Raw genomic sequence first — 18,884 nt, 5'->3', positions numbered from 1 at the left:
TTGGCAGGAGGCCAGCGCCACTGTCGATGGGTCACACCAGCCCGACCAGCATCCGCGGCTGTATTTACTCCAGGGAAGAAGTACCCCCATGGCATTCCGCGCTCCCTCCTTGATCGCGCTCAGCGCGGTCACTTTGCTGTCCGGCTGTTCCGCTTTCCGCAATTACGACTCCGAACTGGCCCAGACCAATCAGCAACTGGCGACCGGCAACGTCGAGGCTGCGCTGACCCTGCTGGAAAAGAACAACAGCGGCCCGGACAAAGACCTGCTCTATTACTTCGAGAAAGGTGAGTTGCTGCGCGCCAAGGGTGACCTGTCCGGCAGCCAGAGCGCCTGGACCAGCGCCGATCAGGTGGTCGGTCAGTGGGAAGACTCGGTCAAGCTCGACACTGGTAAGTACCTGGCTCAGTTCGGCAGCTTCATCGTCAACGACAAGGTGCGTCGTTACGAAGGCTACGACTATGAAAAAGTCATGCTGACCACGCAGATGGCCCTGAACCTGCTGGCGGTGAATGACTTTGACGGCGCACGCACCGCGATCAAGCGGACTCACGAGCGTGAAGCGGTGATCGCCGACCTGCGCGACAAGGAATACCTCAAGAGCGAAGAAGAGGCCGAGAAAGAAGGCGTCAAGACCCAGTACAAAGACCTGCAGGGTTATCCGGTCGCCAGCCTCGATGCACCGGAAGTCGTCGGCCTGAAGAACAGCTACCAGAGTGCGTTCAGCCATTACCTCTCCGGTTTCGTCTATGAAGCCCTGGGCGAGAAAGGCCTGGCTGCACCGGGCTACCGCAAGGCCGCCGAACTGCGTCCGAACACGCCGCTGCTGGAGCAGGCGCTGATCAACCTCGACAAGCCGGTCAAATCCGACGACAGCGACATCCTGATCGTGGTGCAAAGCGGCCTGGCGCCGGCACGTGACTCGATCCGCATTCCGTTGCCGCTGCCGATTTCCAACAGCGTGGTGATCACGCCGCTGTCGTTCCCGGTGATCAAACCGGACACCTCCACCGCCACCTTCGCGCAGATCGGTGTCGACGGTCAGCAGGTTGACCTGACGGCCCTCAACAGCACCACGGCGATGTCGCGTCGTGCCCTGCGCGACGACATGCCGGGGATCATCGTGCGCACCACCGTGCGCGCAATCACCAAAGGCGTGGCGCAGAAGAAGATCAACGAAACCAACCCGCTGGCCGGTCTGGCTGTCGGTATCTCTTCAGCTGTGCTCGAAGGTGCCGATACCCGTACGTGGCGTACCCTGCCGGACTACACCCAAGTGGTGCGTCTGCGCCTGAAAAAAGGCGAGCATCAGGTTACCCTGCCGAGCGCTGTTGGCGGCTCGGTGGTCAAGGTCACCGTCGACCAGCGTTATCAGGTCATCAGCCTGCGCGCCGTCGGTAACCAGGTGTTCGCTGGCGGTCTGGCCGCCCACGTGATCCCGAGTGCCAGTGCGACCAACGTCGCCAGCCTCAAACAACCTTAAGAACGGAGTCTTTGCATGCGCTTCAAACTCATCGCCGTCGCCGCCCTCGCCTTGCTGGCGAGCGGCTGCGCCACCCCGCCACCACCTGAGCCGGGCAGCGCCGCGAGCAAAGTCGTGGCCATGGGTCCGCAGAAACACATCGTCGTCGGCGCCATGCGCGTCGCCCGCGAAAACGGTTTCATGACCGTCAACGTGCAGTTGAGCAACACCCTCAACAGCAACAAGACGTTCTACTACCGCTTCGCCTGGCTCGGCCCGGAAGGCTTCCCGATTGCCGACGAGGAAGTCTGGAAAAGCCAGATGATGTACGGCGCCCAGACCAGCTTCATCCAGGGCATCGCCCCGACGCCGAAAGCCGTGGACTTCCGTCTGGAACTCAAGACGCCGTAAGCCCGCCACCCTATTTCTGATTTAGAGAGCATTCCCATGTTTGCACGCTTTTCCTGCATCGCCGTTATTGCCCTGCTGGCCTCCGGCTGCGTCAACACTTCGCCGACCCTGGGCAGCAAGAACATCAGCTACGGCGATACCAAAGCCGTTGAAACCGTGACCAACGAATTCGGTTCGACCGACCTGCAGATGATTGCCGAGTCGATGACCCGTTCGATGGCTCAGTCCGGCATCCTGCAAGGTCGCCCGGTGGTTCAGGTCTACGATGTGAAGAACAAGACCAGCGAATACATCGACACGCGTGAGATCACCACCAGCATCAAGACTCAGCTGATGAAGACCGGCGTCGCCCGTTTCGCCAGCGACAACACCGCCATGCAGAGCCAGGTCGACCAGCTCAAGCTGCAAAACCAGAGCGGTCTGTACAAGAAAAGCACCGTGGCCAAGACTGGCAACATGATTGCTGCCAAATACCGTCTGGAAGGTTCGATCAGCTCGATCGTCAAGCGCAGCAGCGACTACAAGGACGTCTTCTACAAATTCAGCCTGCAACTGATCGACGTTGAAAGCGGTCTGGCCGAGTGGATGGACGAAAAAGAGATCCGCAAAACCACGGAGCGTTAATTGATGCGCGCATGGATTGGCATGATGGCCCTGGCTTGCGCGTTCAGCGTGCAAGCGGCCCCGAAAGTCGCGGTAACGGATCTGGCGTACCAGGAACGTGTGGAGCAATACATCCACATCGTTTCGTCGCAGAACAATTACCGCGAGGGTTACTACAGCTCCAGCGGCTCGTCGAACTACAACGAGTACGAAGCGAACACCAGCTACATCGAGCAGGCCGAGCTGCGTAAATTCACCGGCGACATCAAGGGTGAAATTCTCCGCACCGGCATGTTCCAGCTGATCCAGGGCACGCCGTACACCGCTTCGTCCAAGGGTGACATCTACGATGTGATCAAGCGGATCAAGGCCGGCAACTTCAAAGGTGCCGACTATGTGCTGTTCGGGACGGTGTCGGACATCGACTTCACCCAGGACATCAACGAGCTGGCGAACACCGACAGCTATTCGGCGGTGCTGGGCCTGACGCTGGTGGCGGACTTCAGCCTGATCAACACCAAGACCTTCGAGATCACCTCGGCCTTCACGGCGATGGGCGAAGCGCAGGACACCAAACTGGTGAACCATCGCGACATCAAGATCTCACTGAACCGCCCACGGGTGGTACGTGACGTGTCCAAGGCCTTGGGTGAAGACGTAGCCGGTCAACTGAGCATGCAGCTCGGTGGTGGCGGTTACGAGCAGCCGCGCGAAGCACCGCAGCGCAACAACCTGCCGCGCGATACTGCGCCGGTGATCCTGCGCTGATTGCAGGCCTGCACAAATCTGATGTGAACTTTGTGCTGGGGACTCTTGTGCTGTGGACTTTGTGGTGAGGGGATTTATCCCCGATGGCTCGCGAAGCGGGCCCCCTCTTGATCTTAAAAGAAGGGGCCGCTGCGCAGCCCATCGGGGATAAATCCCCTCACCACAGTTGTGTGTCTGTGAGGTTTAGGCGGCTGCTTTGCGCAGCGTCGCCATAAACGCCGCCGCGCCAATGAACAGCCCGGCAAACGCGCGGTTCATGCGCTTCTGCTGCTGCGGTGTGCGCAACAGACGCAGCACCTTCGAGGCCAGACCGGTATAACCGGCCATCACAATCAGGTCGACGCAGATCATGGTCGCGCCGATCACCACGTACTGAATCAGCAGCGGCGCATGCGGATTGATGAACTGCGGCAGCACCGCCAGCATGAACACCAGCGCCTTGGGGTTGCTGATGTTGACCAGAAAACCACGGAACACCAATGCCAGCGGCTTGCCGATCGGCCGCACCGCCGCGTCATCGCTCATGTCCATGGGCTGCGCGCGCCATTGCTTGATGGCCAGATACACGAGGTAAGCGACACCGAACCATTTGATCGCGTGGAAGGCAGTCGCCGAAGCGGTCAGGATCGCGCCAACGCCGGCGCCGACAATCGCAATCTGCACCGCCAGGCCAATCTGCAGGCCGAGGGCATTCCAGTAACCGCGCCAGAAACCGTATTGCAGACCGCTGGACATCGACGCAATGGCGCCAGCACCCGGGGACAGACTGATCACCCAGCAGGCGGCAAAAAACGCCAGCCATGTTTGAAGCTCCATCGCACACCTCGCATCTGAATCGTGACAGACGCTCAAGCTAATGCGGATCGGAGCTAAAAGCAAAAGATCGCCGCCTGCGGCAGCTCCTACATGAGAATGCGATCCCTGTAGGAGCTGCCGCAGGCGGCGATCTTTTGATCTTGCTTGGAAAAGCTACTTCTCAAACCCGCTAGACGGAAACACATCCGTCCCACGCCAACGCCGCACCGAACGCTGGAAGAACAAACTGTTCGGCACCTGCACCATCGCGCTCCCCGTCCCCAACTCTTCCGCTTCGATCAACGTCGTGTAAAGCAGATTGATCGCCACCACCCGCCCCTTCACGCCAGGCTTGTCCGTGGTGTCGACCAGTTCAACGATATCGCCCAGCCGAAACGGCCCGACCGTAAAGATCAGAATCGCGCACAGCAGGTTCGACAGCACACTCCACATCGCGAAGAACGCCACTGCCGCCACCGCGACGAAACCCGACAGCGCCGTCCACAACACCGTGGCCGAAACACCGAGGCGTTCCAAAACAAAGATCACCGCGCTGCCCATGATCAGCCAGCGCAGCACGCCACGCAGCGGCATCAGCAACTGCGGCGGGAACGGATAACGCTCACCCAAGCGGGTCAGGCACTTGGCAACGAAGCGTTGGGCGAGATAACCGGCCAGCAGGATCAGCAGAATCTGCACGCCCAGCCAGATTGGCTCGACCCACATCGCCGGCAGCGGCAGCTTGAACGCTTCCATCAGGACAGCGCCTCCAGCTCCGCCTGCATGCTTTCCAGCGTCTCGAGGGCTTCCATCCACGCTTCTTCCAGCTCGGCTTCGCGAACCTTCAGCTTGGCTTGCTCGGCCAACAGATCACGCAACTCGTTCTTGCGCGCCGGCTCGTAGATGTCGCTGTCGCCGAGGCTGGCGTCGACCTTGGCGAGCTTCTCGTGAAGCTTGCCCAGTTCAGCTTCAAGCTTGTCGGCTTCGCGCTTGTGCGGCGCCAGTTGCTGACGCAAGGCAGCTGCAGCCTGACGCTGAGCCTTCTTGTCAGTCTTGTCCGGGTTGGCCGGAGTGTTGCTGACCGGCGCGTTGCGCTGGCGGTATTCCACCAGCCAGCGCGCATAGTCTTCGAGGTCGCCATCGAACTCTTCGACCTTGCCGTCCGCGACCAGGTAGAAGTTGTCGGTGGTGCTTTTGAGCAAGTGCCGATCGTGAGACACCACCAATACCGCGCCGCTGAATTCCTGCAGCGCCATGGTCAGCGCCAGGCGCATTTCCAGGTCGAGGTGGTTGGTCGGTTCGTCGAGCAGCAACAGGTTCGGACGTTCCCAGGCGATCAACGCCAAGGCCAGACGCGCCTTTTCGCCACCGGAGAAATTCAGCACCGGCTCATCGATGCGCGCGCCACGGAAGTCGAAACCGCCGAGGAAGTCGCGCAGGGTCTGCTCGCGTTCGCTCGGTGCCAGACGCTGCATGTGCAGCAACGGGCTGGCCTTGGAATCCAGCGAGTCGAGCTGATGCTGAGCGAAGTAGCCGACCACGGCGTTCTCGCCACGGGTCAGGCGTCCACCGAGCGGTGAGAGCTTGCCGGCGAGGTTCTTGATCAGCGTCGATTTACCCGCGCCGTTCGGCCCGAGCAGGCCGATCCGTGCACCCGGGGTCAGTTGCAGCTTGACCTTCTCGAGGATGGTTTTGTCGCCGTAACCCAGGCGCGCATCGGACAGGTCGATCAGCGGGCTGGAGATTTTCGTCGACTCGCGGAAGACAAAGTCGAACGGCGAATCGACGTGAGCTGCCGACAACTCTTCCATCCGCTCCAGGGCCTTGATCCGGCTCTGTGCCTGACGGGCCTTGGTGGCTTGCGCCTTGAAGCGGGCGATGTAGCTTTCCATGTGCGCACGTTGCGCCTGCTGCTTCTCGTAGGCCTGCTGCTGCTGGGCCAGACGCTCGGCACGCGCGCGCTCGAACGCGGTGTAGCCACCACGGTAGAGGGTGATCTTGCGCTGATCGACATGCGCGACGTGATCGACGACTTCGTCGAGGAAATCGCGGTCGTGGGAAATCAGCAGCAAGGTGCCCGGGTAGCTTTTCAGCCACTCTTCGAGCCAGATGATTGCGTCGAGATCCAAGTGGTTGGTCGGTTCGTCGAGCAGCAATAAGTCCGAAGGACACATCAAGGCTTGCGCCAGGTTCAGGCGCATCCGCCAGCCACCGGAGAAATCCCCGACCTGACGATCCATCTGCTCGTTGGTGAAACCCAGACCGGCGAGCAACTTGCGCGCTCGCGCATCGGCGGTGTAACCGTCGGCGCTGTCGAGTTCCGAGTGCAGGCGGGCCTGAGCGGCACCGTCATGCGCCGCTTCGGCGGCAGCGAGGTCACGTTGCACCTCGCGTAGACGCAGGTCGCCATCGAGCACATAGTCGACGGCAAGGCGCTCGAGCGTCTCGATTTCCTGGCGCATGTGGGCGATGCGCCAGTCAGCCGGCAGGAAGCAGTCACCCGAGTCCGGGTGCAGTTCGCCCCGAATCAAAGCGAACAGGCTCGATTTGCCGGCGCCGTTGGCACCGATGAGGCCGGCTTTGTGGCCGGCGTGCAGGGTCAGCTCGGCGTCTTCTAGCAGACGTTGCGGGCCACGCTGTAAAGTCAGGTTCTGAAGTCGGATCATAATGGCGGCGGAGTCTACCAGCTTCGCTCACAACTGGCGCGAGTAGCACGATGTCCTCTGACCTGTGGAGCTTTTCCCTTGCCACCTACGCCCGTCCGGGCGTGGAAGACGCCTGCCTGCAACTGCAAACGGCGGGCGCGAATGTGTGCCTGCTGCTGTGTGGTTTGTGGCTGGAACAACGCGGGGTGACTTGCGATGAACAACGCGTTCGCCAGCTTCAGGCGCTGACCGAGCCGTGGGATATCGAGGTAGTGCAGCCGCTGCGGGCACTGCGCATGCAATGGAAAACCCGTGCGGTGGATGATGCGGTGTTGAAAGGCATGCGCGAGCAGATCAAGTCACTTGAGCTGGAAGCTGAGCGAGTGTTGCTGTCACGGCTTGAGGGTGTGGCGCAGGAGTGGACGCGAAACGAGGCAGGTTCGATGACCTGGCTGGAAGGCTTGGCCGGCATGGCAGCCAGCCCGAACCGCGACGCGCTGCAAGTGCTGCGCGTCGCGGCTACCGGCACTTAGGAAGCGCTGGTTGGGTTGTTGCTGGTGCTCGACACAGCGGCTGGCGATGACGCAGTCGAAGGGGTCGAGGTGGTAGCGGCTGGAGCAGGTGCCGCTGGCGCAGCCGACACAGCCGGTGCGGCAGGTTTGGCGGCAGGCGCGGTAGCCGGTTTGGCGGCAGCTGGCTTGGCAGCGGCTGGCTTGGCAGCGGCTGGCTTTTTAACGGCAGGTTTTGCAGCTGGCTTGGCGGCTGGTTTTGCAGCAGCAGGCTTGGCGGCAACAGTCGTTGGTTTGGCAGCAGCGGCCGGTTTAGCGGCTGGCTTGGCTGCCGGTTTGGCGGCGGCTTTCACGGCTGGTTTTGCAGCCGGTTTGGCAGCAGCTTTGGCTGGTGCTTTTGCCGCAGGCTTGGCTGCTGCTGGTTTAGCGGCAGTCTTGGCAGCTGGTTTTGCCGCAGCAGGTTTTGCCGCAGCTTTGGCAGCAGGTTTGGCGGCCGGTTTAGCAGCGGCGGTTTTCGCTGGAGCAGCTTTGGCAGCAGCTGGTTTTGCGGCTGGTTTAGCAGCAGCGGCACGGGTAGCCGGCTTGGCAGCGGCAGTACGCGCAGCAGGTTTTGCCGCTGTGGTTTTAGCCGCCGGTTTTGCAGCGCTCGCCGCAGCAGATTTCTTCACTGCAGGTTTTGCAGCTGCTTTGGCCGCTGGTTTTGCAGCGGCTTTCACCGGTGCTTTTGCAGCAGGCTTGGCAGCGGTTTTAGCAGCCGCTTTTGCAGCAGGCTTGGCTGCTGCAGTTTTCGCTGGAGCTTTGGCTGCAGCAGGTTTTGCAGCAGCTTTCTTCGCTGGTGCCGCTGCTGGTTTGGCCGAGCGAGTCGACAATACTTTGCCCACGGCTTCTTGAACGCGGCCAACACCCTGGGCCAGTTTCAGGCTTTCCTGGGCGTCGCGCTTGAGTTGCAGAATGTAGCTGCGGGTGTCGGACTGACGATCCTTGAGCGCATCGAGCAGGTCTTCCAGTTCTTTCACTGCGCCTTTGGCTTTGGTCTGTGCCTTGGCTTTACCGGCAGCTGCTGCGTCTTGCAATTTGGTACGCGATTTGTGCAGTTTTTCTTGCGCCTTGCCGCGTTGCTTTTCCAGTTTGGCGAGCAGTTTTTCAGCATCAGCCAAGGCTTGCGAGCAAGCGTTTTCCAAATGCTCGAGCAGGCTGCCCGAGAGTTGTTGGAGTAAGTGCAACGGAGTGTTTACAGGCTTCTTGGTGGCCGACATGGTTTACCTCCTGGCTGACGTGAATGCGGCTCATACTAGACCTCTGCTGCTACCGCCGCTAGGTCATCTTGACAGTATCGAAACGGTTGCGTTGCAACGAAGTGAAAATGTTCTTCGACAAGTCAAAAGCAGTTCACCGTTGCAGACGTTTGCGCTGGCATAATCCACCGCATCTCAGGACGGAGAGTGCCCATGTCGCGCTACCTTTTTTTATCCCTCTGCATGGTTTTTTCAGTGGCTCACGCCGACGAAAAAACCACCGCGAATGACGCTCACGATCTCGCCTACAGTCTTGGTGCAAGCCTGGGTGAACGCCTGCGTCAGGAAGTCCCGCAGTTGCAGATTCAAGCGTTGGTCGAAGGCTTGCAGCAAGCCTATCAAGGCAAGCCGCTGGCACTGAGCGAAGCACGTATCGAACAGATTCTGGCTGATCACGAAGCACAAAATGCCGAACATTCGGCGCAGCCTTCCAGTGATGCCGCGATGGAAAACGAGCAGCGGTTTCTCACGGCAGAAAAAGCCAAACCGGGCGTGAAGGAATTGGCCGACGGCATCCTCCTGACCGAGCTGACGCCAGGCACTGGCGCCAAAGCCGGGCCGGATGGAAAAGTGCAGGTGTTGTATGTCGGTCGCTTGCCCGACGGCACCGTGTTCGATCAGAACACTCAGCCACAATGGTTCAACCTCGACAGCGTGATCGCCGGTTGGCGCACCGCTTTGCAAAACATGCCGGTGGGCGCGAAATGGCGCCTGGTGATTCCATCGGATCAAGCGTATGGCGCGGACGGTGCCGGTGACCTGATCGCGCCATTCACACCGCTGGTGTTTGAAGTGGAATTGCGCGGCGCGACCAGTTGAGCAGGCAATAAAAAACGGTGCGCTGTGGGCGCACCGTTTTTTTTGATCGGTAGAAAGGATCAGGCCTGAACCGGATCCTCTTCCTTGTGCGCTGTGTGCAGCACTTCAATCAGGCAGTCTTCGAGCTCGAAGCGCTCGTGCAGCAAACCACCCAGCTCTTTGAATTTCTCGGCAACGCATTTGCCTTCATCACACAGATCGTTGAACGCGAGCAGCTTCTCGGTGATCACGTCGATGCGCGGATAGATTGTCTCGGCGAGTTCCAGGCCGCGCTTGTCGTTGAACGCCTTGGCTTCGCCAGTGAGCTGTTCGTAGATTTCGAAGTGCCCGGCCGATACGTAATCGACCAGCACACCGCAGAACTCCTGCAAGGGCTTGCGGCTCTCGGACAGCGACTCAGGCTGTGCACCCAGTTTGTCGTAGGCACCGATCAGATCTTCACGCTCTTGCAACCAGCGGTCGATCAGCAGATGAACTCCACCCCAGCGTTCCTGAGCATTCTGACAACTTTCGAGCATGGCGATCTCTCTTCCCTTGTGGGTCATGCTGCTCTACACCCGCGCCTCTCTTCTGGTTTATCGCTTGGAGTGCGGACGGGCAGAGCGTCATCGAGCAACATAAATCCAATGACACGTGCGGGCCAGATTATGCCCGCGCGCCTATGGCTTCAAGGTACGCAGGAGATAAAGTTCATACAAGTGTTTAATCCCTGACCAACCCCCGGTGCGACGCTTCGCCGCTGAGCGGTCGTTGCAGAGCGTTCCAGACCTGTCGCACGAGTTGAAAAAACGCCAGCACGGAGACGGCCATAAAGAACAGCAAGCTCCACTCTGGAACGCTCAGGTCAAACAGCGTCCAGGAAATTTCCGCGCAATCGGCGCTGCCGTTAAACATCCGCACCGCCGCACACAGCCATGGCAGGTTGCTGAACAAGGTGGCGGGATCGGGTGAACAGTTTGCCAACTGCAACACCGGATCGCTCTGCAACAACACCTGTCGCCAGGCCGCAGTGGTTCCGCCGAGGCTGGCACCCAGCGCGGCCACCCAATAGAACGACAGACCGAGGCGTTGCGGGCCGTGCACCGCCGCCAGTCCGCAACAGGCTGTGAGCAGCGTCATGCACAATCGCTGCACCAGGCACAGGCTGCACGGCACCAGGCCAACCGCGTATTCAAGGTAATAGGAAGCTCCCAGGGCAACGGCCCCCGCAGTGAAAGCCATGAAAAACAAGGAGCGTGAGCAGGCCAACGACATGGCTTTTCCGTAACAGTAGAGACAGGCAGTTACGGTAGAGGAAAGCGCGTCAGCCTTTCAAGGCGGTGGGCTGGCGACACTTCGGTAAAGGTGTAGGGAAAACCCGACAGGGTAGAGAGGAAAAGGTAAAGCACGCTGTAGGACTTTGCCTTCGAGGCTGATTTGCAGGTAATCAATAGTCGCGAAACGAAAACGAGGGAGCGAACTCCCCCGTGTTTTCAGGCGCGAGCAGGTACCGGCAACGGCGCCGCCAGCAGGCGCTCATCCAACAAACCGAGGCCTTCCTGGAACAGCTGGTTGCTGCGCTCGGTATCACCCAGCTGCGCCAGCAAACGCGCCAGTTCCGCGCAGGTTTCCGGATTGCGCTGCACGCGCAGGCTGCTTTCCAGATAATCGCGCGCCTTGCCCCACAGGCTGGTTTGCAGGCACAGACGCCCCAAGGTCAGCAGCAGGCTCGGATCGTTCGGATGCTCCTTGAGCCAGCCTTCAGCCGTCTGCAACTGACGCGCCGGATCGCTGCCGCGCACCAGGCCATACAGGCGGGCCAGATGGCTGTCGAACTTGCGTTTGATGGCGCCGCGCAAGACTTCCTCGGCTTCCACCTGAGCGCCCAACTGCCGCAGTTGCTCGGCATACGCCAGCACCAGCGGCGATTCCTGACGTTGCGCGGAAGTCAGTTGCTGCCATGCCCGATTGAGCGATTGCAGGCCCACCGTGCCGTCCTCTTCGCGATGCGCCGCCAGCGAAAGGTTCTCGCCCCAGGCGCGTCGCTCGAGTTCAGCCAGTTCGGCCGCTGGCAGGACCTTGTCCTTGCGCAGCTCCGGCAGCAGGCGAATCACCGCCGACCATTCACCACGCTGCTGATACAGGCGCTGCAACTGACGCAACGTCTGCGCATTGTGCGGATGACGCTCGTGCATCGCTTGCAGTGTGACCAGCGCCCCATCGGTATCGCCACGATCGGTTTGCAGTTGCGCATGGCTCAGTGCAATCGCCAGTTCGGCCTGCGGCTGACGCTCCAGCGCACGCTCCAGCAGACGGTCGCATTCTTCGTAATTGCCTTGCTCATTGGCGGCGCGCGCAGCGCCGAGGTAGTACAGCAACGGTTGGCGTTCGGCTTCAGCCGCGCGATGCAGATGACGTTGCGCGCTGGCCCAGCGCCCTTCGGCCAGGTCCAGTTGACCGTGTTCGATCGCCACTTGCACGCGACGGCTGCGGTTGCGCCGTGACCATGGATTAACCACGCCGCTGGAGGTCATCACCAGCTCGACCGACGCCTTGATGCCCCAGATCAGCAGCCACAGCACCGCGATGACCGCCAGCGTTGCCCACAGGCTCGCTTCGTAGCGAAAGCTCTTGTAGGCGACCAGCACGTAACCGGAATGCTGAGCAATGGCCAGGCCCAGCGCCGCCGTCGCCGCGATCACCAGGAACACGATCACATACAGGCGCTTCATGGCGTCGCCTCCTGCGCGGTATTGGCGGCAGGCTTGGCGAAGGGTTTCACCGATTCTTCAGCATTGACGTTGCGCCGTTCCAGATACGCCCGCACCGCGCTGAGAGTGCCGGCCAGATCCGGCGTGTTGACCGTGACCGGCTCTTTGCTCAATTCGCCAACCTGCTCCAGCATCACTTTGCTCTGCGGGTTGTCCGGATTGAAATTGCCTTTGAGCACGTCACGCGCCTCGGCCAGTGCCTGGGTATAAACCGGCGCCTGTCCGTTGAGCGCAGCCCACTGCGCCTGCTCCAGCGCCAGGCTCAGGGCCAGACGTACCTGGCTCAGGCTCTGCCCGGCCAGCAGCGGCCGAACATTCTTGTCGGCGTTGAAATCGATACGGATGTAACGCGAAACCTGATCCCACCACTGTGCCCAGCGACTGGCGCCGTCACCGTCGGCAGTCAGGCCCAGCAACGATTCGCCACGATCCTTGTACTCCGGCGCCAGCTCGGTGAGGTCGATGACCTGATCGCGCAACGCGCCGAGGCGCAGGAACAGCCCAGTGCGATCCGGCTGCGCGGTGCTGCGCAGGGCCACCAGGGTTTTCGCCACTTGCTCGCGGGCAGCGAAAGAACCAGGGTCGTTCTGTTCGCGGAGAATTTCGTCGGCGCCCTGCACCAGTGCCTGCGCGCTGCTGATGTCCTGCAACGCGGAAAGACGCAGGCTGGCCAGACGCAGAAGGTGTTCGGCCTCGGCCAGACGCCAGTCCTTGCGGCTCGCCCCGAGGACGGTTTCCAAGCGTTGGTTGAGGCGTTGCTGATCGCCCTGAAGCTGCGTCACCAGACGCTGGCGCTCGGCAAGTTCGTCGGCGCCCGGCAACTGCGCGAGGCGCTCGGTCAGACGCTGCTCGTTGAGTTTCAGGCTCTGCGCCTGATCGTTCAGCGCCTGCACCTGGCCCGACTGTTGTTGGGTGTTGGTCTGCAGGTGACGGACCTGCCAGACACCCCAGCCACCGATCGCGACGCCGGCAGCACCGAGCAACAGGGCGACGATGGCCAGTCCATTGCCTCGGCGCGGCTCATTGGCCGGCGGTGGAGTTTCAACCTGCTTTTCAAGCACGACAGGCTGGACATCATCTTTTGGCAAGGCTGTTTCGCTCACGTATCCATCCTTTGCATTAGAGAACGGGCCCGGGATGCTCCCGTAACGCCGTCAGCAAAGCCGCGGCACTCGCGCCGCGGCAATCCACAACTGTTTTAGCCCCGGCGGCACGTGCCAGCTCGGCGACCCTTGGGCTTGGAACAAACAACGGCAGCTGCGCAATCTCGGGCCAGGCATCGCCGGCCATTTCGCGCAGGTGCTCGAAACCCTGTCCACTGCTGACCACCAGCCCGTTCAGGCGTTCCGCTGCGATACGCTGCGGCAACGCGTGCGGTGCATAGGCTGGCAGGTCACGTCGATACAATTCCAGATATTCGACACTAGCACCTAGCTCACGCAAACGCTCGGCGAGCAGCTCGCGCCCGCCCTGCCCGCGCAGGATCAACACCTGCGCACCCGGTCGGCTGACCGCCTCTCGCAGACGCGGCAACTGCAGCAGCGCTTCGCTGTCATCACCGTCGGCGGGAAAGCTGACATCCAGGCCATGATCGCGAAGAATCTGCGCGGTTGCCGCACCGACGCTGAACCACGGCATCGTCAGCGCAGGCGAGCCGTCGAGCAAATCCAGTGCAATGCGCGCCGCCGGTTTGCTGACCACGATCACCGCGCTGCAACCCGGCAACTGCGCAATCGCCTGACGAATCTTGTCAGAGACTGGCAGCGCGACAATGTCCAGGAGCGGCAGACAACTACTGAAAACGCCCTGCGCCGCCAACGTCTCGGCGAGCGCCGCACAATCTTCCGCAGGGCGCGTCAGCAGCAGGCGCCAAGCGGTCACTCGTGACCTGCCTCGCCGTAGACCGCTTTGAGAATGTCGGCGGCGCCCTGGCTCAACAGATCTTCAGCTACCTGCACACCCAATGCTTGGGCATTAGCACGTGGCGCACGGGCTTCAGCGCTGAGCAGCTTGCCACCGCTCGGCTCGCCGACCAGACCACGCAACCACAACTGCTCGCCTTCGAGCACGGCGTAGCAGGCGATCGGCACTTGGCAGCCGCCATTCAGATGTTTGTTGAGGGCACGTTCGGCAGTCACGCGCGACGAAGTGTCGGCGTGATGCAGCGGTGCGAGCAAGGCGTGGATTTGCGTGTCGGCGCTGCGGCATTCGATACCGACCGCACCTTGGCCACCGGCCGGCAGGCTGTCATCGACACTGATTGCCGAAGTGATGCGCTCTTCGAAACCGAGGCGGATCAGGCCGGCCGCTGCGAGGATGATCGCGTCGTACTCGCCAGCATCAAGCTTGGCCAGACGCGTATTGACGTTACCGCGCAAAAAGCGGATCTCAAGATCCGGGCGACGGGTCAGCAGTTGTGCCTGACGACGCAGACTGGAGGTGCCGACGATGCTGCCGGCAGGCAACGCTTCAAGGCTTTCATAGGTATTGGAAACGAAGGCATCGCGCGGGTCTTCGCGCTCGCAGATGCAGAACAGACCGAGGCCTTCAGGGAAGTCCATCGGCACGTCTTTCATCGAATGCACGGCGATGTCGGCTTGATTTTCCAGCAGCGCGGTTTCCAGTTCCTTGACGAAAAGGCCCTTGCCGCCGATTTTAGACAGTGGCGAATCGAGCAGCTTGTCGCCGCGACTGACCATGGGCACCAGCGTCACCAGCAGGCCCGGATGGGCCGCCTCCAGACGGGCTTTGACGTATTCGGCCTGCCAGAGGGCCAGCGCACTTTTACGGGTGGCGATGCGGATTTCGCGAGAGGACATGGATCAATCCGTACTGAATAGATACGGCGGATAATAACAGCTCAGCCAAATCCACTTTGACTTGAATCAGAGTCGGCGCGGCCTCCCTGGCCTGCAATGCCCGATGGAAAGAAGTGTGAGCCGCCCGGAAATGTCCGGATTACAGGCCCTGCATCATTTTGCGCACACCGGCCACGTGCCGACGGCTAACGATCAGCGCATCACCATTGAGGCCTTTGAGGAACAGTTGGAAATGCCCCAGCGGCGTGCGTTGCAGACGTTCGATGCGGTCGCGGGCGACCAGGGCGTTGCGGTGGATACGCACAAAGCGTTCGCCGAATTCGTCTTCCAGAGCCTTCAGTGGCTCGTCGAGCAGCACTTCGCCGGCCTCGTGGCGCAAGGTCACGTATTTGTGGTCCGCAATGAAATAGACCACCTGATCCAGCGGGATCAGTTCGATGCCTTTACGGGTGCGGGCGCTGATGTGGCTGCGCGGGCCGGTGCCACTTTCGGCAGCGGGACGGGTCAGGGCCGAGAGTTGCGCCCGGTTGGGACGTTCCGCCCGTTTCAGGGCGTCATGCAGATGTTCGGTTCGCACGGGTTTCACCACATAGCCCACGGCGCTGGCCTGCAGGGCTTCCACGGCAAATTCATCGGGGCTGGTGCAAAACACCACGGCGGGCGGCGTTTCTCGTTCGCACAGACGGGCAGCAACTTGCAGGCCGTCGAGGCCCGGCATGCGGATATCAAGCAGCACGATATCCGGTTTGTGGCTGTCGATCAGTGCCAACGCCTCCTCGCCATTCGTGGCGCTGGGCTCCAGAACTGTATAACCCTCGAGCTCGCTCACCATTCGGCTGAGGCGCTCGCGAGCCAGTGGTTCGTCATCAACGATCAGGACATTCATATTGCGCTGGATTCCTGCGTGAGTCTCGCACAAGGATAGCGTAGACAGGTGAAGTGACGTCCGTCACCGCGATCCACGCTAAGACTAGCCCGAGCGCCAAAAAGTGCCGTACGTCGGCCAGCAATATTTGCCAGTGTCCGTGTCGTACTGCTCAAAGCCCGCTGTTTCCTGCGTTTCTCACGGGGATTGCCGAAGGACAATTACACCCACCCCCCTCTTCTTATAGTCGGCGGCCAGACCTTTGCGCGATCGAAAGTCGCGCCGACCCTTATGTCCTACTGTAGACGCTCGTCGGGCCGATATTGCTCAATCGGAAAATATCCTTGCGCATATCTCCCGGGCGCAGCGCCGACTATGACTGAGCCAATGAGAAAAAAACGTATCGACCGGTGTCAGCGACAGTCTGGGCAACCCTGTTATTATCCGCGCCAGCGTTTCACGCCTTTTTTCTTCAAGCCGATACGAGCGAATTCATGAGCACTGACAAGACCAATCAGTCCTGGGGCGGCCGCTTCAGTGAACCCGTCGACGCCTTCGTCGCCCGCTTCACCGCCTCCGTCACTTTCGACCAGCGCCTGTATCGCCACGACATCATGGGCTCGATCGCCCACGCCACCATGCTGGCCAAGGTCGGCGTGCTGACCGATGCCGAGCGCGACAGCATCATCGACGGCCTGAACACCATTCAGGGCGAAATCGAGGCCGGTCAGTTCGACTGGCGCATCGACCTCGAAGACGTGCACATGAACATCGAAGCACGCCTGACCGACCGCATCGGCGTCACCGGCAAAAAACTGCACACCGGGCGCAGCCGCAACGACCAGGTGGCCACCGACATCCGCCTGTGGCTGCGTGACGAGATCGACCTGATCCTCGCCGAAATCACCCGTCTGCAAAAAGGCCTGCTGGAGCAAGCCGAGCGCGAAGCTGCGAGCATCATGCCGGGCTTCACTCACCTGCAGACCGCGCAGCCAGTGACCTTCGGGCACCACATGCTGGCCTGGTTCGAAATGCTCAGCCGCGATTACGAGCGTCTGGTCGACTGCCGCAAGCGCACCAACCGCATGCCATTGGGCAGCGCCGCGCTGGCCGGCACCACCTACCCGATCGACCGCGAATACACCGCACAACTGCTGGGTTTTGACGCGGTTGGCGGCAACTCGCTGGACAACGTTTCCGATCGCGATTTCGCCATCGAATTCTGCTCGGCCGCGAGCATCGCAATGATGCACTTGTCGCGTTTCTCCGAAGAATTGGTGCTGTGGACCAGCGCGCAGTTCCAGTTCATCGATCTGCCGGACCGTTTCTGCACCGGCAGTTCGATCATGCCGCAAAAGAAAAACCCCGACGTGCCAGAGCTGGTACGTGGCAAGACCGGCCGTGTGTTCGGCGCACTGATGGGCCTGCTGACCTTGATGAAAGGCCAACCGCTGGCCTACAACAAGGACAACCAGGAAGACAAAGAGCCGCTGTTCGACGCCGCCGACACCCTGCGCGACTCGCTGCGCGCCTTTGCCGACATGATCCCGGCGATCAAACCGAAGCACGCGATCATGCGTGAAGCGGCGCTGCGTGGCTTCTCCACCGCGACCGACCTGGCGGATTATCTGGTGCGCCGTGGTTTGCCGTTCCGTGATTGCCACGAAATCGTTGGCCATGCCGTGAAGTACGGCGTGGACACGGGCAAGGATCTGGCCGAGATGAGCCTGGAAGAACTGCGCCAGTTCAGCGATCAGATCGAGCAGGACGTGTTTGCCGTGTTGACCCTGGAAGGCTCGGTGAATGCCCGTGACCATATCGGCGGGACTGCGCCGGCGCAGGTCAAGGCTGCTGTGGTGCGCGGTCAAGCGCTGATCGCCAGCCGCTAAAAGCTTCGCTGGCAAGCCAGCTCCCACAGGGTTCTTTGCTGGAACACAATTTTGGTTCGACCCAAAGACCTGTGGGAGCTGGCTTGCCAGCGATGACTGACTTCAGAACGCTACAAAAATCACTTCTTGGCAGCGATCATCGCCAAAAACGCCGGCATCACCGCCTCCTTGTCCGCCGCAATTTTCTGCACATGCGGATTCTGCTCAAGCCGCTCCAGCAACGCCTTCGCCTGCGGCATCTCCGCCAGCAAATCAATCCCGAACAGCTTATGCCCGACCGCACAGGCCAGCGGCACGCTGTAGAGGAAGTACAAATCGGCAATACTCAAGCTGTCGCCCGCCACGTACGGGGCGAATTTGCCGTGTCGGCCCAAGGCCGCAAAACCCAGCAACAATTCAGTCTTGGTCTTTTCCTTGATCGCGTCCGGCAAAGTCATGCCGAAAAATGCTTCGCCATAACAGGCACGCCCCGGCAGCTCGATGTACAGCTCGATTTCCTTGGCAATCGCCAACACCTGCGCACGCTCGAACGGATCACTCGGCAGCAGCGCTGTGCCTTTCTGGGTCTGCTCCAGGTATTCGAGGATGATCGCGGTTTCGTTGATGTAACCACCATCGACGCCGAGCACCGGCACTTTGCCGCGCGGGCTGATGGTCAGGGACTCCGGGGTTTGCGCCGGGTAGAACGTGACCTCTTCGAACGACAGGCCTTTTTCCAGCAGCGCCAGTTTGACCATGTTGTAGTAGTTGCTGACTGAGAATCCATAAAGCTTGAGCATCACATAGCCTCCAGGCCGTGCGGGGTGGGCAGTGCCTGTTTATAGAACGTGCAGGCCAATCCCGCCAGCAGCATCACGCCGTTGAATGCGGGTAAACTGGCGCCTTTCCTTGAGGAGCCTGCCATGAGCGAGCCGACAGACATCGACAATGACAACGACGAAGAAGAGTTCACCGAAGCGACGTTGATCGAAGCCATCGAGAACCAGATCGAAAGCGACAACCCGCCGGCCGCCAAAGCGACGTTCAACAAACTGACCCTGGTCGGCGTCGAGCGCGAAGAAATCCTCAATCTGATGGCGCACGTGCTGGCCTACGAAATCGACGCGATGCTCGATGAAGATCGCGCATTTGATACTGAATGGTACGAAGCGGCCCTGCGTGCGCTGCCTGAGTTGCCGCCAGAAAAATCCTGAATCAAAAGATCGCAGCCTGCGGCAGCTCCTACATAAATCCCCTGTAGGAGCTGCCGAAGGC

At 60.8% G+C, this 18,884-nt stretch carries 20 protein-coding genes and 1 pseudogene; 8 read left to right on the top strand and 13 right to left on the bottom strand.

What is annotated here, in order from left to right:
• Positions 1–88 precede the first annotated feature (88 nt).
• The 4 genes from EJA70_RS16705 to EJA70_RS16690 are packed head-to-tail and all read left to right on the top strand — an operon-like array spanning position 89 to position 3,244.
• Complete coding sequence (locus EJA70_RS16705) at positions 89–1,483, top strand: COG3014 family protein (RefSeq protein WP_158832117.1); 1,395 nt, start codon at positions 89–91, stop codon at positions 1,481–1,483.
• Between the two features lie 15 nt (positions 1,484–1,498).
• A complete protein-coding gene (locus EJA70_RS16700; protein WP_008084528.1) occupies positions 1,499–1,873 on the top strand; it encodes a YcfL family protein in 375 nt (124 codons plus the stop codon).
• Positions 1,874–1,909: 36 nt separating this feature from the next.
• Positions 1,910–2,497 (top strand): penicillin-binding protein activator LpoB, encoded by a 588-nt coding sequence (lpoB, locus tag EJA70_RS16695; RefSeq protein ID WP_008084530.1) that lies wholly within the window; start codon positions 1,910–1,912, stop codon positions 2,495–2,497.
• 3 nt (positions 2,498–2,500) lie between these two features.
• Positions 2,501–3,244: a penicillin-binding protein activator LpoB gene (locus tag EJA70_RS16690; protein ID WP_158832115.1), complete on the top strand. Its 744-nt coding sequence runs from the start codon at positions 2,501–2,503 to the stop codon at positions 3,242–3,244.
• A 183-nt stretch (positions 3,245–3,427) separates the two neighbouring features.
• Here the strand turns inward: EJA70_RS16690 and EJA70_RS16685 are convergent, their stop codons facing one another.
• From EJA70_RS16685 to EJA70_RS16675, 3 genes are all read right to left on the bottom strand, one after another.
• Positions 3,428–4,060 carry a LysE family transporter gene (locus EJA70_RS16685; protein ID WP_158832113.1) on the bottom strand — a complete coding sequence of 211 codons (633 nt, stop codon included), beginning with the start codon at positions 4,058–4,060 and terminating at the stop codon, positions 3,428–3,430.
• Positions 4,061–4,213: 153 nt separating this feature from the next.
• Positions 4,214–4,795: a mechanosensitive ion channel family protein gene (locus tag EJA70_RS16680; protein WP_008084536.1), complete on the bottom strand. Its 582-nt coding sequence runs from the start codon at positions 4,793–4,795 to the stop codon at positions 4,214–4,216.
• The gene (locus tag EJA70_RS16675) at positions 4,795–6,705 is read right to left on the bottom strand and encodes an ATP-binding cassette domain-containing protein (protein ID WP_158832111.1); all 1,911 of its coding nucleotides are present in this window, start codon (positions 6,703–6,705) and stop codon (positions 4,795–4,797) included. The genes EJA70_RS16680 and EJA70_RS16675 overlap by 1 nt, the downstream gene beginning before the upstream one ends.
• Before the next feature lie 50 nt (positions 6,706–6,755).
• Here EJA70_RS16675 and EJA70_RS16670 point away from each other — a divergent pair, with 50 nt between their 5' ends.
• Positions 6,756–7,217 (top strand): TIGR02444 family protein, encoded by a 462-nt coding sequence (locus EJA70_RS16670; protein ID WP_158832109.1) that lies wholly within the window; start codon positions 6,756–6,758, stop codon positions 7,215–7,217.
• On the opposite strand, the gene EJA70_RS16665 is transcribed toward EJA70_RS16670, so the two are convergent.
• Entirely contained in the window at positions 7,214–8,449 is a 1,236-nt protein-coding gene (locus tag EJA70_RS16665; protein WP_158832107.1) for an AlgP family protein, read from the bottom strand. The genes EJA70_RS16670 and EJA70_RS16665 overlap by 4 nt on opposite strands.
• A 192-nt stretch (positions 8,450–8,641) precedes the next feature.
• Between EJA70_RS16665 and EJA70_RS16660 the strand changes: the two genes are divergently transcribed.
• On the top strand, positions 8,642–9,307 hold the full coding sequence (locus EJA70_RS16660) for an FKBP-type peptidyl-prolyl cis-trans isomerase (RefSeq protein WP_158832105.1): 666 nt from the start codon (positions 8,642–8,644) through the stop codon (positions 9,305–9,307).
• Between the two features lie 59 nt (positions 9,308–9,366).
• On the opposite strand, the gene EJA70_RS16655 is transcribed toward EJA70_RS16660, so the two are convergent.
• From EJA70_RS16655 to EJA70_RS31390, 8 genes and pseudogenes are all read right to left on the bottom strand, one after another.
• A complete protein-coding gene (locus EJA70_RS16655; RefSeq protein WP_064116385.1) occupies positions 9,367–9,825 on the bottom strand; it encodes an Rsd/AlgQ family anti-sigma factor in 459 nt (152 codons plus the stop codon).
• A 184-nt stretch (positions 9,826–10,009) separates the two neighbouring features.
• A complete protein-coding gene (locus EJA70_RS16650; protein ID WP_158832103.1) occupies positions 10,010–10,561 on the bottom strand; it encodes a disulfide bond formation protein B in 552 nt (183 codons plus the stop codon).
• 218 nt (positions 10,562–10,779) lie between these two features.
• Positions 10,780–12,018 (bottom strand): heme biosynthesis protein HemY, encoded by a 1,239-nt coding sequence (locus EJA70_RS16645; RefSeq protein ID WP_158832101.1) that lies wholly within the window; start codon positions 12,016–12,018, stop codon positions 10,780–10,782.
• Positions 12,015–13,160, bottom strand: coding sequence for a uroporphyrinogen-III C-methyltransferase (locus EJA70_RS16640; RefSeq protein WP_158832099.1), 1,146 nt, complete (start codon positions 13,158–13,160; stop codon positions 12,015–12,017). Before EJA70_RS16640 ends, EJA70_RS16645 begins: the two co-directional genes overlap by 4 nt.
• A gap of 16 nt (positions 13,161–13,176) precedes the next feature.
• Positions 13,177–13,938, bottom strand: a complete 762-nt coding sequence (locus tag EJA70_RS16635; RefSeq protein WP_158832097.1) for a uroporphyrinogen-III synthase — start codon at positions 13,936–13,938, stop codon at positions 13,177–13,179.
• Positions 13,935–14,876 carry a hydroxymethylbilane synthase gene (gene hemC, locus EJA70_RS16630; RefSeq protein WP_158832095.1) on the bottom strand — a complete coding sequence of 314 codons (942 nt, stop codon included), beginning with the start codon at positions 14,874–14,876 and terminating at the stop codon, positions 13,935–13,937. The genes EJA70_RS16635 and hemC overlap by 4 nt, the downstream gene beginning before the upstream one ends.
• Before the next feature lie 139 nt (positions 14,877–15,015).
• Entirely contained in the window at positions 15,016–15,762 is a 747-nt protein-coding gene (locus tag EJA70_RS16625; protein ID WP_007911111.1) for a LytTR family DNA-binding domain-containing protein, read from the bottom strand.
• A pseudogene (locus tag EJA70_RS31390) lies at positions 15,759–15,899 on the bottom strand (sensor histidine kinase); the annotation flags it as partial. The gene EJA70_RS16625 and the pseudogene EJA70_RS31390, both read right to left, overlap by 4 nt.
• Before the next feature lie 336 nt (positions 15,900–16,235).
• Between EJA70_RS31390 and argH the strand changes: the two are divergent.
• Positions 16,236–17,630: an argininosuccinate lyase gene (gene argH, locus EJA70_RS16620; RefSeq protein ID WP_008084559.1), complete on the top strand. Its 1,395-nt coding sequence runs from the start codon at positions 16,236–16,238 to the stop codon at positions 17,628–17,630.
• Positions 17,631–17,749: 119 nt separating this feature from the next.
• Here argH and EJA70_RS16615 read toward each other — a convergent pair whose 3' ends face one another.
• Positions 17,750–18,409 carry a glutathione S-transferase family protein gene (locus EJA70_RS16615; RefSeq protein WP_158832093.1) on the bottom strand — a complete coding sequence of 220 codons (660 nt, stop codon included), beginning with the start codon at positions 18,407–18,409 and terminating at the stop codon, positions 17,750–17,752.
• 123 nt (positions 18,410–18,532) lie between these two features.
• Between EJA70_RS16615 and EJA70_RS16610 the strand changes: the two genes are divergently transcribed.
• Positions 18,533–18,823, top strand: a complete 291-nt coding sequence (locus tag EJA70_RS16610; RefSeq protein WP_008084563.1) for a hypothetical protein — start codon at positions 18,533–18,535, stop codon at positions 18,821–18,823.
• Positions 18,824–18,884 lie beyond the last annotated feature (61 nt).

The sequence above is a fragment of the Pseudomonas sp. PB103 genome (assembly GCF_009764635.1).
Taxonomy (GTDB): domain Bacteria; phylum Pseudomonadota; class Gammaproteobacteria; order Pseudomonadales; family Pseudomonadaceae; genus Aquipseudomonas.
The sequence above is the reverse complement of the archived record's forward strand: the minus strand, read 5'-3'. Positions and strand labels throughout refer to the sequence as shown.

Excerpts from the sequence above, each read along its gene's own strand:
- EJA70_RS16610 (WP_008084563.1), top strand. The coding sequence starts at position 18,533 with ATGAGCGAGCCGACAGACATCGACAATGACAACGACGAAGAAGAGTTC.
- EJA70_RS16670 (WP_158832109.1), top strand. The coding sequence starts at position 6,756 with ATGTCCTCTGACCTGTGGAGCTTTTCCCTTGCCACCTACGCCCGTCCG.
- EJA70_RS16655 (WP_064116385.1), bottom strand. The coding sequence starts at position 9,825 with ATGCTCGAAAGTTGTCAGAATGCTCAGGAACGCTGGGGTGGAGTTCAT.
- EJA70_RS16680 (WP_008084536.1), bottom strand. The coding sequence starts at position 4,795 with ATGGAAGCGTTCAAGCTGCCGCTGCCGGCGATGTGGGTCGAGCCAATC.
- EJA70_RS16705 (WP_158832117.1), top strand. The coding sequence starts at position 89 with ATGGCATTCCGCGCTCCCTCCTTGATCGCGCTCAGCGCGGTCACTTTG.
- EJA70_RS16660 (WP_158832105.1), top strand. The coding sequence starts at position 8,642 with ATGTCGCGCTACCTTTTTTTATCCCTCTGCATGGTTTTTTCAGTGGCT.
- EJA70_RS16645 (WP_158832101.1), bottom strand. The coding sequence starts at position 12,018 with ATGAAGCGCCTGTATGTGATCGTGTTCCTGGTGATCGCGGCGACGGCG.
- EJA70_RS16650 (WP_158832103.1), bottom strand. The coding sequence starts at position 10,561 with ATGTCGTTGGCCTGCTCACGCTCCTTGTTTTTCATGGCTTTCACTGCG.
- EJA70_RS16615 (WP_158832093.1), bottom strand. The coding sequence starts at position 18,409 with ATGCTCAAGCTTTATGGATTCTCAGTCAGCAACTACTACAACATGGTC.
- EJA70_RS16675 (WP_158832111.1), bottom strand. The coding sequence starts at position 6,705 with ATGATCCGACTTCAGAACCTGACTTTACAGCGTGGCCCGCAACGTCTG.
- EJA70_RS16665 (WP_158832107.1), bottom strand. The coding sequence starts at position 8,449 with ATGTCGGCCACCAAGAAGCCTGTAAACACTCCGTTGCACTTACTCCAA.
- EJA70_RS16685 (WP_158832113.1), bottom strand. The coding sequence starts at position 4,060 with ATGGAGCTTCAAACATGGCTGGCGTTTTTTGCCGCCTGCTGGGTGATC.
- EJA70_RS16625 (WP_007911111.1), bottom strand. The coding sequence starts at position 15,762 with ATGAATGTCCTGATCGTTGATGACGAACCACTGGCTCGCGAGCGCCTC.
- argH (WP_008084559.1), top strand. The coding sequence starts at position 16,236 with ATGAGCACTGACAAGACCAATCAGTCCTGGGGCGGCCGCTTCAGTGAA.
- lpoB (WP_008084530.1), top strand. The coding sequence starts at position 1,910 with ATGTTTGCACGCTTTTCCTGCATCGCCGTTATTGCCCTGCTGGCCTCC.
- EJA70_RS16690 (WP_158832115.1), top strand. The coding sequence starts at position 2,501 with ATGCGCGCATGGATTGGCATGATGGCCCTGGCTTGCGCGTTCAGCGTG.
- hemC (WP_158832095.1), bottom strand. The coding sequence starts at position 14,876 with ATGTCCTCTCGCGAAATCCGCATCGCCACCCGTAAAAGTGCGCTGGCC.
- EJA70_RS16700 (WP_008084528.1), top strand. The coding sequence starts at position 1,499 with ATGCGCTTCAAACTCATCGCCGTCGCCGCCCTCGCCTTGCTGGCGAGC.